We start from the raw sequence: 13,758 nt of genomic DNA on the forward strand, positions 1-13,758 counted from the left end.
TCCTAGCGGATCGGGTCGTGGACGGTGACGAGCTTGGTGCCGTCAGGGAAAGTGGCTTCAATCTGGACGTCATGGATCATCTCGGGCACGCCTTCCATCACATCTTCACGGCGAAGCAGGGTGGTCCCATAGCTCATGAGTTCAGCCACGGTTTTCCCGTCGCGGGCGCCCTCGATCAGCTCGTAGCTGATGATGGCCACGGCTTCGGGGAAGTTGAGCTTCAGGCCTCGGGATTGCCGACGGCGGGCGAGGTCGGCCGCGACCACGATCATGAGCTTTTCCTGCTCACGGGGCAAAAGATGCATCGGTTCTCCTCAAAAGTTGTGTGCTGCAGAAAGCGGACATCAGATCACTCGAGGCTCAGATAAGCCGAGGACGTCGGGGCAGCTACTACGGTTATAACGCCAAACATCAGACATATCCAGTTCGCCCCTTCACCGCCCCTCCCGTACCAATTGTGACCAGCCTAAAGCCTTGAGGTTTCCGCCAGATTTCCGTGCTCCTGCGGTATCAGGTCCTCTTTGCGCGGTGTTTCCTGACCTGCCAGACAAGCAGAATCGCCACCACAATTACCGCCACCACGATCGCGGCATCACGGCCTACCACGCGAGCCACTTCCTCGTACGAATTTCCAGCCACAAAGCCGAGCGTCACGAACAAGGACCCCCAGATAATGCCGCCGCTGAAGTTCCAGAACGCGAAACGCCGGTAAGGCATACGGCTGAGTCCGGCGAGCGCGGGCATGACGGCACGAAAAAAAGCGGTAAACCTGCCCAGGAGCACCGCGACGCCGCCTTTGTCCTTGAGAAAGTCTTCGGCCTTCTGCAATTGGGCGCGTCTCTTGTCCAGGATTTTCAAGGCCATCACCCGCGGGCCGAAGTGTTTGCCTATTTCGTAGCCCACGGTGTCTCCTGTGATGGCGGCACTGACCACAATGACGATCATGGCCCACAATTCGAAGAGCCCGCGGCTCGCAATCACCCCACCGACCACCGCCGCCGTTTCACCGGGAATCACGAAGCCCACAAAGATTGCATCCTCAGCGAACACGAGGGCGAAAACGATGCACGCGATCACGAGCGGGCTGGTATTCAGGAGTCCGTCCAAAAGCGCGTGCATGAAGAACAGTCTGGCAGTTGGAGGCCCACTTGGGCAGGAGGCGTTAGTTCCGGACGCCATTGCTCGTTCCGTGCAGGCCCGTTGAGAATGGTGAGTGTGAACGACAGCTTCGCTGATGCGACCTCCCGCCTATGGCACGCACTCGGTGCAGAAGATGCGGATTTGGCGGCCACTCAGCTAACGACGACCGGGCCACGGGCGGTCCTCCCGGCCGCTTTCGACGTGACAGGACTTGGGACGGGGGCGGTGGCTGTCGCAACGGTGGCGGCAGCGCAGTTTCTGGCAGCTCGCCGGGAGTCACGGCAGCCGGCCGTGTCGGTAGACAGTCGGGAGTCATGCGCCGCGTTCGCGTCCGAGAGGCTGTTCACTCCAGTCGGCTGGAACCGGCCACCGCTCTGGGACCCGATCGCCGGCAACTATCGTGCGGCCGACGCCTGGATCAGGCTGCACACCAACTACGCCAACCACCGCGCCGCCGTCGAGCGGGTGCTTGGAGCCCATGACCGCAAAACAGTTCAGGCGGCAGTGGCCGGGTTGCGTGCCGAGGAATTGGAGACGGCCATCGTAGAGGCGGGCGGATGCGCCGCCGTCATGCACAACCGCGTCCGGTGGCTCGCCTCGGCTCCAGGGGCGGCGACCGCGGACGCGCCGCCCGTGACCGTCGTCGAGCGCCGCTCATCCGGTGCCCGCACGCCGGACGCCGTCGGGAAACTGCCCTTCGACGGTGTGCGCGTGCTCGACCTGACTCGGGTAATCGCTGGACCGGTCTGCACCAAGTTCCTCGCGGGCTACGGTGCCGACGTGCTGCGGATCGACCCGCCGGGCTTTGACGAGGTGCCGTCGCTACTGCCTGAGACGACGCTCGGCAAACGTACCGCCGCTTTGGATCTCACTGCCTCAAGCGACCGCGCGATTTTCGAGGCACTGCTCGCGGGTGCCGATGTGCTCGTGTCGGGACTGCGAGGCGACGCCCTGAAACGCCTGGGTTACGATGACGAGGCCCTGACCGCCGTGAACCCCGGCATGATCATCGCGAGCTTGGACGCCTACGGCTGGGATGGCCCATGGCGCAACCGCCGCGGGTTCGACAGCCTGGTCCAGATGAGCTGCGGGATCGCCGACGACGGCGCTACCGCCACGGGCCAAGTGGAGCCGGTCCCGCTTCCCGTCCAAGCCCTCGACCACGCGACCGGCTGGCTTTTGGCCGCGGCCGTCGCCCGTGCCTTGACCCGACGGCTCACCCACTCAGTGTCGGCCCGCATCCAAGGCTCACTCATCGGCACGGCCAACCTGCTGTACTCGCTGACCCCGCCGAACGACCACCTACCGGTACCTACACCGAATGACTTCACCCTCACGGCAACCACCACTGACTGGGGACCGGCGCGCCGCGTGCCGCTTCCAGGGCGAATCGACGGCGCTCCCGTGCACTGGTCGCAGCAAGCCGGACCGCTCGGCCGCCACCCGGCTGTGTGGGGCACGGCCTAGTTTTCGTTTGGCACAAGTAAACCCCCGGAACCGTGCGGTTCCGGGGGTTTTAGGGTGGGCCCTGTGGGGATCGAACCCACGACCCACGGATTAAAAGTCCGATGCTCTACCAACTGAGCTAAAGGCCCCTGCCGACTGTAGAAACAGCCATAAATACTGTACCTCAAGCTCAAGGCCGTTTTGACACGCCTGGCACCCGTGCCGTCCTGACCTCTTTTGAACCAAACCCCGACGACGACGCGCGGCCACAACGGTGTGTCGGCGCCCCGGCGAAATCAAAGAGGATCAGGAAGGAACGCCCCGCAGCAGCCCCGGTAGCGTTCTCCCCACTTGTGAACCAAACCCCGACGACGGCGCGCGGCCACGACGGCGTGTCGGCGCCCCGGCGGATTCAAACGTGGGGAGGACGCAACAGGTCCCAAGAGGCACTGCGTCCAAGCGAACACACCACCAACACCCGTGCCGTCCTGACCTCTTTTGAACCAAACCCCGACGACGACACACGCCCACAACGGCGTGTCGCGGCAGCTACGGAATCAAAGAAGGTCAGGAAGGAACGCCCCGCACCGACCCCCGCGCCGTCCTGACCTCTTTTGAACCAAACCCCGACGACGACGCGCGGAGACGAGGAGAGGTCGCCCGCTCCCACGGATCCAAACATGGGGAGGTTGCAACAAGCCCCAGTCAAGAGTGCACGAGCGAAAACACAGGAGTAGCGTTGGGGCATGAGCGAACAATCGGGACCTCCTGTGTACGGCGGAGCAAATAGGCACCACAAGCCGAAACCCTTCGCGCCGGTTGACTTCGAGCCGTTTGCCGGCGGAGCGGACCCCGCGCGCGTGTCCGAAGCCGCGCACCTTGCCGCTCAGGCCCTCGTGCGGCGAGGTCGAGATAGCGATGATCCCAAGATCACCAGGCGCCTCGTGAAGCTCGCTGATGAGCAAGGCCTGGAGGCCATCGCCGAAATGTGGGCCGAGAGCCCCGCCCGGTCCTTGCCCGGCGCCCTGTGGCGGCTCTATGCATTGCGCGCCGCCACCATGCAGAACTCGGAGCGGATCTCCGTGTACTTCAAGGCCGGCCGGGACACCGCCCAGGTTTCCCACGTTGTGGCGGGCGCTGCCGAGCCGCCGGGAGCCGACGAAATGAAGCAAATGGCCGACGCCATTCTTTCGGGAGCGTTCGACGGCGATTTCGACGTCGCGCTGGAACGCTCAGCCGCGTTTTGCCGCGTCGTCGCGCTGGGCCAAGCCACTCTGGCGGACAGTGCGGAGCATTCCAATGAAGGCCACGCAAGCAAGCTGACCCGAAACTCCCACCAACTCGTAAAGACCGCGGAAGATCTCGAGCACGCGGCCAATGCGTGGCGCCTGGGAGAGCTGGACTGACATGAAATATATGGGCGAGGGGCAGTCACAACCACCCCGGGCGCCAGCTGTCAAGATTGACTTAGCTCGGGCGACGTAGAAAACTGAAATTGGTGTCGAACCGCGAAACCCCCGGGCTTCAACTTATAGCCGCTTCGAGCGGCCTACCGCCGAGAGGCGTATCCGGTTCGGCACCATTTTTATGCCCTTCGGCGAAGACGCCGCCCCACCACTATCCCTCCCGCCTACCGGAAGCCAAATGAAGCTGCGTCTCTTCCCCCAAGAACCCGCCGGGTTGCAATTGTTGTCGCAAATGGCCCGCCAGATTCTTGAGGCAACCGGGACGCTTTCTGAGATCTTCGGAGCTCCCGTCGCGGAGCACGAACGGCTTGTGGAGGAGATGCACGAACACGAGGCGAAATCCACGGATCTGCATTTCGCCCTCCTGACCCACATGCGCACGAGCTTCGTGAACCCACTCCCCCGCGAGGATATGTACGCACTCTCCCGTTTCCTCAACGAGGCGATGGAAAAGCTGGATGCCGCAGGTGAACTCGTGGCCCTCTACAAACTGGACCGGGTGCCCAAGCGCGCGGCGGACCAGTTGGAGATCATCAGCCGCCAGGCGGAACTCACGGTTGATGCAATGCGCCAGCTCGATGATCTGGACGAACTCGAGGATTACTGGATCGAGGTCTTGCGGCTGGCCAAGCGTGCGGAGCGCAGCCATCGGACCTGGGTGGCCGAGATGCTCCGCGACATGAAGTCCACCCAATTTTCGCGGAACCGCGACGTAGCCAATCAACTAGTGGACGCTACCAAGGACATGCGCCGCGTCGCGACCCAGGTAGGCAGCATCATCGTCAAGGAAGCATGAGGTGGCGGTCGCGTTCTTCGCCCTTGTGGTGGTGCTGGCGGCTGGCTTCGCATTCCTGAACGGCTTCCGCGACGTCTCCACCGCCGTCGCACTCTCCGTGCGGACCCGTGCCCTGACTCCGTCGGTTGCCGTCGTGTTGGCGGCCGTCTTCAACTTTGCCGGCGTGCTGCTCAGCGGCGGTTTCGCACTGGTCTTCAGCCAGTCGTGGGTGGTTCTCCCCTCGGGAATGAGTGGGCTGACAATACTCGCCGCGGGGTTGTGCAGCGCCATCCTTTGGGGAATCTACGCTTGGTGGCGCGGTGTGCCGCTCTCGTCAACCCATGCCTTGGTGGGAGGCCTCGTTGGCGCCGGAGCCGCAAGCGCGTTGATGGGAGGCAGCCCGATCAGCGGGGTGGACAGTATTTTGCTGGCGCAAGTAGTCCTGCCGTTGCTCCTGTCCCCCCTGATTGCCTTCCTTGGCGCCTATCTGCTCGTGTGGCCTGTCACGTGGGCGGCCCGCTATACCCAGCCCGATGTTGTGCATGGCCGCTTCCGCCACGCGCAGTCCGTCTCGGCCGCTGCCGTCGCTTTCGGCCACGGCCTGCAGGACGGGCAGAGATCCGTAGCGGTGATCCTGTTGGGAGCCGTGGCGGCTGGAGTGTCCGACTCCAACGACCTCCCGTTCTGGGTCATCCTGCTGACAGCGGTCATGCTCACCGCGGGAACGCTTTGTGGTGGTTGGCGCATCTCGTACACCCTGGGTTACAAACTGACGCGGGTAGACCCGATGCGGGGATTCATTGCCCAAAGCCTGACCTCGCTGATGTTGTTCGTCGGTGCCATTGGCTTCCACTTGCCGCTTTCCACCACGCACACTGTGACGTCGGCAGTGCTCGGCGCAGGAACCAACCAGAACTTTTCCGTTACCAACCGTCGGATGGTGCTGCGGATCCTGGGGTTCTGGGTCGCGACGCCGATCGTTACCGCGGCAGCGGCGTTCATCCTCGGGCTGGCGCTCTCACCGCTTTCGCACTGAGTTCAGGCTGTCCCGCTGAGTTCAGGCTGTCCCGCCCGGCACGCAAAGGCCCGACGGCGGCAGTCGCCTGGAGGGGTGACAGTCGCCGTCGGGCTTTTCTGGCATCCTCTGTTCCAAAACTGCCGTTTGGACGTCCAAAACGGCCGTTACTCAGCAATCGATGGGGAGCCGGTGGGTGGGCCCACAGCCGCAGGGGTCCCCGGGCGAGCTTGCGAGCCAGGGGGGCGGCTGGGGCTTATCCGAACCGGCCGGAGACGTAGTCTTCCGTGGCCTTCTGGGACGGGTTGTTGAAGATCGTGGTGGTGTCCGCGAACTCGATAAGCTTGCCCGGCTTGCCGGTGCCGGCGATGTTGAAGAACGCGGTCTTGTCGGAAACGCGTGCGGCCTGCTGCATGTTGTGGGTCACGATTACCACGGTGTATTCGTCCTTGAGCTCATTGATGAGGTCTTCGACGGCCAAAGTAGAGATGGGGTCCAGCGCCGAGCAGGGCTCGTCCATGAGGATGACCTGCGGTTCCACAGCAATGGCACGGGCAATGCAGAGCCGCTGCTGCTGGCCGCCGGAGAGTCCGGAGCCGGGCTTCTCGAGGCGGTCCTTGACCTCGTTCCACAGGTTGGCGCCGCGCAGGGACTTCTCCACAAGCGCGTCGGCCGCACCCTTGCTGATCCTCTTGTTGTTGAGCTTCACGCCGGCCAGCACGTTGTCGCGGATGGACATCGTGGGGAACGGGTTGGGCCGCTGGAAGACCATGCCAACCTGGGTGCGGACCGTCACGGGGTCCACGCCGGGGCCGTAAAGGTTGTCGCCGTCGAGCAGGACTTCGCCTTCAACACGCGCACCGGGCAGCACTTCGTGCATGCGGTTCAGCGTGCGCAGGAACGTGGACTTGCCACAACCGGACGGGCCGATGAATGCCGTGACCGATTTGGCTTCAATGTTGATGTTGACGCCTTCAACGGCCAGGAAGCTGCCGTAGTAGACGTTCAGATCCTTGACGTCGATCCGCTTAGACATGGTGTTCCTTCGGTGCTGTGGTTGGAAGTTTGCGTTTGGCCTGGCGACTCAACGGCCGGCCTTGGGGGCGAAGATCCGGGCGATCAGCCTTGCGCCGAGGTTCAGGAGCATCACCAGGATGATCAGGACCAGCGCGGCGCCCCATGCCCGCTGGCTCGACGGGTCCGGGTTGGACGGCGAGGTCGGGTTCAGGATCTGCGTGTAGATGAACGTAGGCAGCGAGGCCATCCAGCCTCCGAACACGTTGTTGTTGATCGTTGTGGCGAATCCTGCGGTGACCAGGATCGGAGCCGTCTCGCCAATCACTCGGGCGATCGCCAAGGTGACGCCGGACGCGATGCCGGAAATCGCCGTCGGGATGACCACCTTGACGATGGTGCGCCACTTGCGGACACCCAGCGCATAAGCCGCCTCACGGAGCTCGTTCGGGACGATCTTGAGCATTTCCTCGCTGGAGCGGACCACCACCGGAATCATCAGGACTGAAAGCGCGACGGCGGCGACCGCACCGGTCTTGGTGCCCGGTCCGACTACGGCGAAGAAGAAGGCTGCGGAAAAGAGGCCTGCCACAATCGACGGAATGCCGGTCATGACGTCGACGAAGAACGTGATGGCACGGGCGAGGGCCCGGTCGTTGCCGTACTCCACGAGGTAAATCGCGGTCAGCAGCCCTACCGGAACAGAGATGACAGTGGCAAGCAAGGTGATCTGCACGGTGCCCAGGAGCGCGTGGTAGATACCGCCAAGGACCTTGGTGCCTTCATCGACGCTCTTGTTGTCGAGGGAACCCGTGACGCCGTTCATGGAAGTCGTCAGGAAGCCGGGGGTGATGATGCCCGGGATGCCGTTCACGAGGACGGTCCAGATCACCGAAATCAGGGGCAGTAGCGCCACGAGGAACGAGCCGACGATCAGGCAGGTGGCAAGCTTGTCGCTCGCCTTCCGGCCGCCTTCGACAACTGCGCTCCAGCCGACCAGGCCGATCGCGAAGAGGATGGCGGACACGAGGCCCCACCCGAAGGCGTTGAAGCCGATCAGCGCAAGGATCGCTGCGCCCAGCACCAGTGCGACGGCAAGGACGATATACGGCGCAAAGGCGGGCAACTGGCCTTTGGTCAGTGCGGAGCGTTTGCGCGCCACAGGGGCTGTGACAGTCATTAGTTGGCTCCTGAGAATTCTTTGTGCCTGGAGATGATCCAGCGTGCAATCATGTTGACACCCAGGGTGATGACGAACAACACCAAGCCGGCCGCGATCAACGTGCTGACCTTGAGTCCGCTGGCTTCAGGGAAGTTCAAGGCGATTTCCGCGGCGATGGTCTGGTTGCCGGACTGGATCAGGCTCGCGGTCAAAACGCCGGAGGACAGCACCAGCGCGACGGCCATGGTCTCGCCAAGTGCGCGGCCGAGGCCAAGCATGATGGCGCTCACGATACCCGGGCGGCCGAACGGCAAGACAGCCATCTTGATCATTTCCCAGCGGGTCGCCCCGAGGGCCAGAGCGGCTTCCTCGTGGAGCTTCGGGGTCTGCAGGAAGATTTCACGCGAAAGGGAAGTGATGATCGGCAGGACCATGACGGAAAGGACGATGCTCGCGGTCAGGATGGTCTTGCCGGTAGCGGAAGCCGGGCCTTGGAAAATCGGCAGCCAGCCCATGTTGCTGGCGAGCCAGCCGTAGGCGGGCGAAATCTGGGGGGCAAGGAATGCCGCGCCCCATGCGCCGTAGACCACGGAAGGAATAGCAGCGAGGAGGTCCACCACATAGCCAAGGCCCGAGGCAAGCCTGCGGGGCGCGTAGTGGGAGATGAACAGCGCGACGCCGATGGCTACGGGAGTTGCAATCACAAGGGCGATGACGGCGGCAATCAGGGTTCCCACCACGATCGGACCGATGTAGGCGAAGAAGCCGTGGCCGCCTTGGATGTCCGCGGGTGGAGCCACAAGGGCCGGAATGGCCTGGATGACAAGGAAAAGTGCGACGCCGAAGAGAACCACGAGGATCAGGCATCCCGCGGCCAAGGTGGCTCCGGAGAAGACCTTGTCCCCGGCGCGTCCGGCACCTTGGGAAGTGGTCAAGGAGTTGGTGGTCACTTCACGATCCTTCAGATTCACTCAAGATTCACTCAAAAATGGCCAAGTTCCCCGCCCCGTCCGGTGATGTTTCACCAGCGCGGGACGGGGAACGTTGATATTCAAGGGTAGTGGTGCCGCGGTCCGCGGCACCACTACTCCATTGTGGTCCTTAGGCCTTGGCCTTGATGGAGTCAACAGCGGCCTTCGCCTTGTCCTGCAGCGCCTTGGAGAGCGGAGCGGACTTGGCAGAGCCGGCAGCAGCCTGCTGGCCGGCGTCGGAGACTACGTAGCTCTCGAATGCCTTGACCAGGTCAGCGGTTTCCTTCTTGTCGTAGGTGGTGCAGACGACGTGGTAAGAAACGAGGACCACCGGGTAGGCCGAGGAATCCGTGGTGGTGCGGTCGAGCTTGATGGAAAGGTCGCCGGTCGGGCGGCCAGCAACGGGCTTGCCCAGTTCAACAGCCTTGGCGGCAGCGGCAGCGGAGATCTTGACGAAGTCCGAGCCAACCTTGATCTGTGCGGTGCCGAGCTTGCCGGAAACTGCGGAATCGTCAGCGTAGGTCACGGCACCCGGGGTGTCGGTGACGGTCTTGACGACGCCGGAGGTGCCCTTGGCGTTCTCGCCCTTCAGGGATGCCGGCCAAACGCCAGCAGCCTTGTCGGTCCAGACCGAGGGAGCAGCAGCAGCCAGGTAGTCGGTGAAGTTCTGGGTGGTGCCGGAGTCGTCAGAGCGGTTGACCGGGGTGACCTTCAGGTCCGGAAGCGTGACGCCGGAGTTCAGGGCGGCGATAGCGGGATCGTTCCAGTTGGTGATCTGGCCGCGGAACATCTTCGCAACGGTGTCGGCGTCGAGCTTCAAGTCCTTGACGTTGGGAATGTTGAAGGCAACGGCGATCGGGGAGACGTAGACCGGGATGTTGATGGCGCCATCGGTGCCGCACTTGGTCTTGGAGGTGGCCAACTCAGCGTCGGTCAGGTAGGCGTCAGAGCCCGCGAACTGCGCGGATCCGTCGAGGATGGCCTTGCGGCCCGCGCCCGAGCCATCCGGGGAGTACTGGACCGTGGCACCCGGGTTGGCGGAAGCGAATGCGGCCTTCCAAGCGTCCATGGCCGCGCCGGTCGAGGAGGCGCCAATACCGGTCAGCGTGCCGGTGACCTTGACGGCCGCGGCGCTCGGGGTGGCTGCCGGTGCGGCGCCGGTTGCGTTGTCTGAACCACAAGCGGTCAGCGCAAGAGCGCCGACTGCGAGGACCGCGATTGCCGCGTTGCGGCCGAAGCGAGTTGCCTTCACTGGGATGTACCCCTTCCAGGGATTCTCTGATGCGTGCCGAGGGAGAAAGTCGGCATACGAAAGATATGCGTACGTGTTTGTACCTTTATTGAGGTTAGGAGCAGCAGGTAACGGGATCGGCGGTCCAAAGTGAACGGAAGGTGAACGACTGTGAACCATTGGCTTACATGTGCAGCGTCGCCCTTGCGTTTGGCCCCCTCCGGGGGATTAGGTGACGCCCCTCACTTTGGGGTTCCCCCGGCGAGCCGCACTCCGTAAGCCGCTCCTGAATAGACTTGAGCCATGACCGCCCCCCAAGGACTTTCAGCAAGCAAGAAATTCCTACGGGCGCGGCTGCGCACCGGCCTCGTCCGCAGCCGGAACTCGTTGGTTCCGGCCGTCCAGATGACCGTGTGCGCCGTGGGCGCCTACGCGTTCGCTGAATACATCCTGGGGCACTCGGGACCCCTTTTCGCAGCGACCTCGTCACTGATCGCGCTTGGCTTCTCACGGGATCCACGGCTTCGCCGGGTAGTGGAGGTCGGCTTTGGCTGCACCCTCGGGATCGTCGTCGGTGATCTGCTCCTTCATTGGCTGGGTTCAGGTATCTGGCAGGCCGCCGTCGTCCTTCTTTTCTCCATCCTGTTGGCACGTTTCCTGGACGGCGGCTCCATTTTCACCACCCAACTAGGCCTGCAATCGCTTCTCGTGGTCTTGCTGCCCGCGCCGGCCGGAGGGCCGTTCACCCGGAGCATCGACGCCGTAGTTGGCGGAGTTTTCGCGCTCCTCGTCACCATGCTGGTCCCGAAAGACCCGCGCCGGGAGCCGCGCCAGGACGTCCGCAAACTGCTGCACGAACTCTCGGAAGTCCTCCGTGAGTGTGCCGACGCTTTGATTAACAGCGACTCGACCCAGGCCTGGCATGCCCTCATCCGGGGGCGGAATTGCCAGCCCCTCGTGGACCGGATGCGCCAATCCCTCAAGGCGTCCGGTGAGGTTGCCACACTCGCCCCGGCGTACCGGCGGCACCGCGACGAGCTGACCAGGCTGGAGGAATCGCTGGATTCCATCGACCTCGCCCTTCGCAACGGCCGGGTGTTCGCGCGGAGGCTCACGAGCGCCATCAACCATGCGGCATTGACGGACGAAGCGACGGACAGCATTTCGGAGGTCCTGCAGGACACTTCCGCCGCCGTCGAGGAGCTGTCGCTCGGCCTCGCGGAAGTGCACGACGGCGCCCGCCGCGCCCACCTTCGCGGTGCGCGCCAGGACTTGGCCGACATTGCCACCCGGTTGCACCCCAGAATGCTGCACGTCCAGAAACTCGAGGGCGAAACAGTGGTGATGCTCTTCCGCCCGCTCATGGTGGACCTGCTCGAAGCGGCGGGCATGGACCCCCGGGAAGCCCGCGACGTGCTTCCTCCCTTGCAGTGAGGCGCACTTGACTGTCCTACCCCTCCACTAGCCTTGTACGCATGGCTTCCAAGACCTCACGCACTTCCAAGACGCCCGCGTACAAATGTGCCGAATGCGGGTGGACCACGGTCAAGTGGGTGGGGCGCTGCGGCGAGTGCCAGGCGTGGGGCACCGTGGAGGAAACAGGCGTCACGGTTGCGCGTACGACGGCGGCCACAACAGTTTTGGAGCCGGCCCGCCGGATTGCCGAGGTAGACGGCACCACGGCCGCATTCCTGCCCACCGGCGTCGACGAACTGGATCGCGTCCTGGGCGGAGGGCTGGTTCCCGGCGCGGTGATCCTGCTCGCCGGAGAACCCGGCGTCGGGAAATCCACCCTCCTCCTGGATGTCGCTGCGAAGTTCGCCCGCACGGGGCAGGACGTCCTGTACGTCACGGGCGAGGAATCTGCGGCCCAGGTCAAGCTCCGTGCGGAGCGGATCGACGCGGTCGCGCACACCCTCTATCTCTCGGCGGAGACGGACCTCGGGCAGGCGCTGGGGCAAGTGGAGAAGCTTGAGCCGAAGCTGCTGATTGTCGACTCGGTGCAGACCCTCAGCAGCGCCGATGTCGAAGGCAGCGCGGGCGGAGTCTCACAGGTCCGTGAAGTCGCGGCTTCCATCATCGCCGCCGCAAAGCGCCGCAACATGACCACCTTGCTGGTTGGCCACGTGACGAAGGACGGCTCCATTGCCGGTCCGCGTCTTTTGGAGCACTTGGTGGACGTTGTATGCCAGTTCGAAGGCGAGCGCCATTCGCGCTTGCGCTTGTTGCGCGCGGTCAAGAACCGCTACGGCGCCACGGACGACGTCGGCTGTTTCGACCTCAATGAAGCCGGCATCGAAGGCCTAGCCGATCCCAGCGGCCTTTTTGTATCGCGGACCCGCGAGCCGGTGTCCGGCACTTGCATCACCGTGACCATGGAAGGCCGGCGCCCGCTGCTGGCCGAGGTGCAGTCGCTCCTGGCCGAAAGTACCAGCTCACAACCCCGCAGAGCCACGAGCGGCCTGGACAGCTCGCGCGTGGCAATGCTCCTGGCCGTGCTCCAACAACGGGCCGGCTGCATCCTGCACAAGGACGACTCCTACGTGGCCACTGTCGGAGGAGTGAAATTAAGCGAACCGGCCACCGACCTGGCTGTGGCGCTTGCCGTGGCCTCGGCGAAGGCGCGCAAGGCACTGCCGCAGCGGCTCATTGCCTTCGGCGAGGTGGGCCTGGCCGGCGAGGTCCGTCCGGTTCCCGGGATCAACCAGCGCATCCACGAGGCTCAGAGGCTTGGTTTCACCCACGCCGTGGTGCCGGCCAGTCCCAACGGACCGGGCCCCGTCCCGGAGGGTTTCTCGGTCCGCGAAGTGGCACACCTGGCGGAGGCCTTGGAGTTGCTGATCACCTAGCGGCCGGCTTGGCTTCGGAGTGTCGGGCGCGTGACTTAGCCGTGGCCACCGGAAGATTATCCCCATGACAAAAAGAAATGTGCTCATTGGGGGACGCCTCTTCTTTGCCCTCCTGACCCTTGTAGCCGTCGGGACGCAGCTCACGGTCCACATCGGCCTGGGCTTTGATCCGTGGAACTTCTTCAGCTACTTCACCAACCTGTCCAACATCTTCGCGTCGGTGGTGCTGTTGATCAGCGGCTACCGCGTGATGGTTGGCAAGCGGCCCAGCGAACTCGACGACGCCACGCGGGGCACTGCAACGATCGCCATGGCCGTCGTGGGACTCGTCTTCGGCGCACTCCTTGCAGGACAAGACCTCGGCTCCTTGCTCCCCTGGGTCAACTTCGTCGTCCACTACCTCATGCCGGTTGTCATGGTTGCCGATTGGCTGTTCCAGCCTCCGCGCTCGAGGCTGACCGTCAAGCACCTCTGGTACTGGCTGCTCTACCCGGTTGCCTACCTCGTCTACAGCCTGGTCCGGGGCTCATTCGTAAACTGGTACGCCTACTGGTTCATCGACCCTATGCGCGCAGGCGGTTGGGGCGGAGTGGCGGTCTTCGCAGTGGCGATCTCCATAGGATTCCTCGTGGTGAGCCTCGCCATGCTGGGGTTGGGAAACAAGCTCGAACGCCAAGTGAGCTACTGAA

13 protein-coding genes and 1 tRNA gene are annotated in these 13,758 nt (G+C 63.8%); 7 read left to right on the plus strand and 7 right to left on the minus strand.

What is annotated here, in order from left to right:
• Nucleotides 1-2 precede the first annotated feature (2 nt).
• Both ABEA18_RS15010 and ABEA18_RS15015 read right to left on the minus strand, forming a co-directional pair.
• Complete coding sequence (locus tag ABEA18_RS15010) at nucleotides 3-305, minus strand: urease subunit gamma (protein ID WP_078106942.1); 303 nt, start codon at nucleotides 303-305, stop codon at nucleotides 3-5.
• Between the two features lie 205 nt (nucleotides 306-510).
• Entirely contained in the window at nucleotides 511-1,119 is a 609-nt protein-coding gene (locus ABEA18_RS15015; protein WP_345450322.1) for a DedA family protein, read from the minus strand.
• A 312-nt stretch (nucleotides 1,120-1,431) separates the two neighbouring features.
• Between ABEA18_RS15015 and ABEA18_RS15020 the strand changes: the two genes are divergently transcribed.
• A complete protein-coding gene (locus ABEA18_RS15020) occupies nucleotides 1,432-2,607 on the plus strand; it encodes a CoA transferase (protein WP_345450324.1) in 1,176 nt (391 codons plus the stop codon).
• A 55-nt stretch (nucleotides 2,608-2,662) separates the two neighbouring features.
• Here ABEA18_RS15020 and ABEA18_RS15025 read toward each other — a convergent pair.
• Nucleotides 2,663-2,735, minus strand: a tRNA-Lys gene (locus ABEA18_RS15025).
• 597 nt (nucleotides 2,736-3,332) lie between these two features.
• Between ABEA18_RS15025 and ABEA18_RS15030 the strand changes: the two genes are divergently transcribed.
• The 3 genes from ABEA18_RS15030 (at nucleotide 3,333) to ABEA18_RS15040 (ending at nucleotide 5,863) form a co-directional block, all read left to right on the plus strand.
• Nucleotides 3,333-3,992 carry a hypothetical protein gene (locus ABEA18_RS15030; RefSeq protein WP_078106945.1) on the plus strand — a complete coding sequence of 220 codons (660 nt, stop codon included), beginning with the start codon at nucleotides 3,333-3,335 and terminating at the stop codon, nucleotides 3,990-3,992.
• 238 nt (nucleotides 3,993-4,230) lie between these two features.
• Entirely contained in the window at nucleotides 4,231-4,848 is a 618-nt protein-coding gene (locus ABEA18_RS15035; protein ID WP_345450326.1) for a DUF47 domain-containing protein, read from the plus strand.
• Between the two features lies 1 nt (nucleotide 4,849).
• Nucleotides 4,850-5,863 (plus strand): inorganic phosphate transporter, encoded by a 1,014-nt coding sequence (locus tag ABEA18_RS15040; protein ID WP_345450327.1) that lies wholly within the window; start codon nucleotides 4,850-4,852, stop codon nucleotides 5,861-5,863.
• A gap of 235 nt (nucleotides 5,864-6,098) precedes the next feature.
• Here the strand turns inward: ABEA18_RS15040 and pstB are convergent, their stop codons facing one another.
• From pstB to pstS, 4 genes are all read right to left on the minus strand, one after another.
• Nucleotides 6,099-6,878, minus strand: coding sequence for a phosphate ABC transporter ATP-binding protein PstB (gene pstB / locus ABEA18_RS15045; protein ID WP_059388353.1), 780 nt, complete (start codon nucleotides 6,876-6,878; stop codon nucleotides 6,099-6,101).
• 48 nt (nucleotides 6,879-6,926) lie between these two features.
• Nucleotides 6,927-8,036: a phosphate ABC transporter permease PstA gene (gene pstA / locus ABEA18_RS15050; protein ID WP_345450328.1), complete on the minus strand. Its 1,110-nt coding sequence runs from the start codon at nucleotides 8,034-8,036 to the stop codon at nucleotides 6,927-6,929.
• Nucleotides 8,036-8,968: a phosphate ABC transporter permease subunit PstC gene (gene pstC / locus ABEA18_RS15055; RefSeq protein ID WP_345450329.1), complete on the minus strand. Its 933-nt coding sequence runs from the start codon at nucleotides 8,966-8,968 to the stop codon at nucleotides 8,036-8,038. The genes pstA and pstC overlap by 1 nt, the downstream gene beginning before the upstream one ends.
• A 151-nt stretch (nucleotides 8,969-9,119) precedes the next feature.
• The gene (gene pstS / locus ABEA18_RS15060) at nucleotides 9,120-10,241 is read right to left on the minus strand and encodes a phosphate ABC transporter substrate-binding protein PstS (RefSeq protein WP_345450330.1); all 1,122 of its coding nucleotides are present in this window, start codon (nucleotides 10,239-10,241) and stop codon (nucleotides 9,120-9,122) included.
• A 282-nt stretch (nucleotides 10,242-10,523) separates the two neighbouring features.
• On the opposite strand from pstS, the gene ABEA18_RS15065 reads away from it, so the two are divergent.
• The 3 genes from ABEA18_RS15065 to ABEA18_RS15075 all read left to right on the plus strand — a co-directional run bounded on the left by ABEA18_RS15065 (nucleotide 10,524) and on the right by ABEA18_RS15075 (nucleotide 13,757).
• Nucleotides 10,524-11,654 carry an FUSC family protein gene (locus tag ABEA18_RS15065; protein ID WP_345450332.1) on the plus strand — a complete coding sequence of 377 codons (1,131 nt, stop codon included), beginning with the start codon at nucleotides 10,524-10,526 and terminating at the stop codon, nucleotides 11,652-11,654.
• 41 nt (nucleotides 11,655-11,695) lie between these two features.
• Nucleotides 11,696-13,069, plus strand: coding sequence for a DNA repair protein RadA (radA, locus tag ABEA18_RS15070; RefSeq protein ID WP_345450334.1), 1,374 nt, complete (start codon nucleotides 11,696-11,698; stop codon nucleotides 13,067-13,069).
• A 64-nt stretch (nucleotides 13,070-13,133) separates the two neighbouring features.
• Nucleotides 13,134-13,757, plus strand: coding sequence for a Pr6Pr family membrane protein (locus ABEA18_RS15075; RefSeq protein ID WP_345450336.1), 624 nt, complete (start codon nucleotides 13,134-13,136; stop codon nucleotides 13,755-13,757).
• The last annotated feature ends 1 nt before the right edge of the window (nucleotide 13,758 follow it).

Origin of the sequence: Arthrobacter gyeryongensis (assembly GCF_039543785.1) — a bacterium.
Classification (GTDB): domain Bacteria; phylum Actinomycetota; class Actinomycetes; order Actinomycetales; family Micrococcaceae; genus Arthrobacter; species Arthrobacter gyeryongensis.

Coding starts and splice junctions, on each gene's coding strand:
- radA (WP_345450334.1), top strand. CDS start 11,696: ATGGCTTCCAAGACCTCACGCACTTCCAAGACGCCCGCGTACAAATGT.
- ABEA18_RS15035 (WP_345450326.1), top strand. CDS start 4,231: ATGAAGCTGCGTCTCTTCCCCCAAGAACCCGCCGGGTTGCAATTGTTG.
- ABEA18_RS15065 (WP_345450332.1), top strand. CDS start 10,524: ATGACCGCCCCCCAAGGACTTTCAGCAAGCAAGAAATTCCTACGGGCG.
- ABEA18_RS15015 (WP_345450322.1), bottom strand. CDS start 1,119: ATGCACGCGCTTTTGGACGGACTCCTGAATACCAGCCCGCTCGTGATC.
- pstA (WP_345450328.1), bottom strand. CDS start 8,036: ATGACTGTCACAGCCCCTGTGGCGCGCAAACGCTCCGCACTGACCAAA.
- ABEA18_RS15010 (WP_078106942.1), bottom strand. CDS start 305: ATGCATCTTTTGCCCCGTGAGCAGGAAAAGCTCATGATCGTGGTCGCG.
- ABEA18_RS15030 (WP_078106945.1), top strand. CDS start 3,333: ATGAGCGAACAATCGGGACCTCCTGTGTACGGCGGAGCAAATAGGCAC.
- pstB (WP_059388353.1), bottom strand. CDS start 6,878: ATGTCTAAGCGGATCGACGTCAAGGATCTGAACGTCTACTACGGCAGC.
- ABEA18_RS15075 (WP_345450336.1), top strand. CDS start 13,134: ATGACAAAAAGAAATGTGCTCATTGGGGGACGCCTCTTCTTTGCCCTC.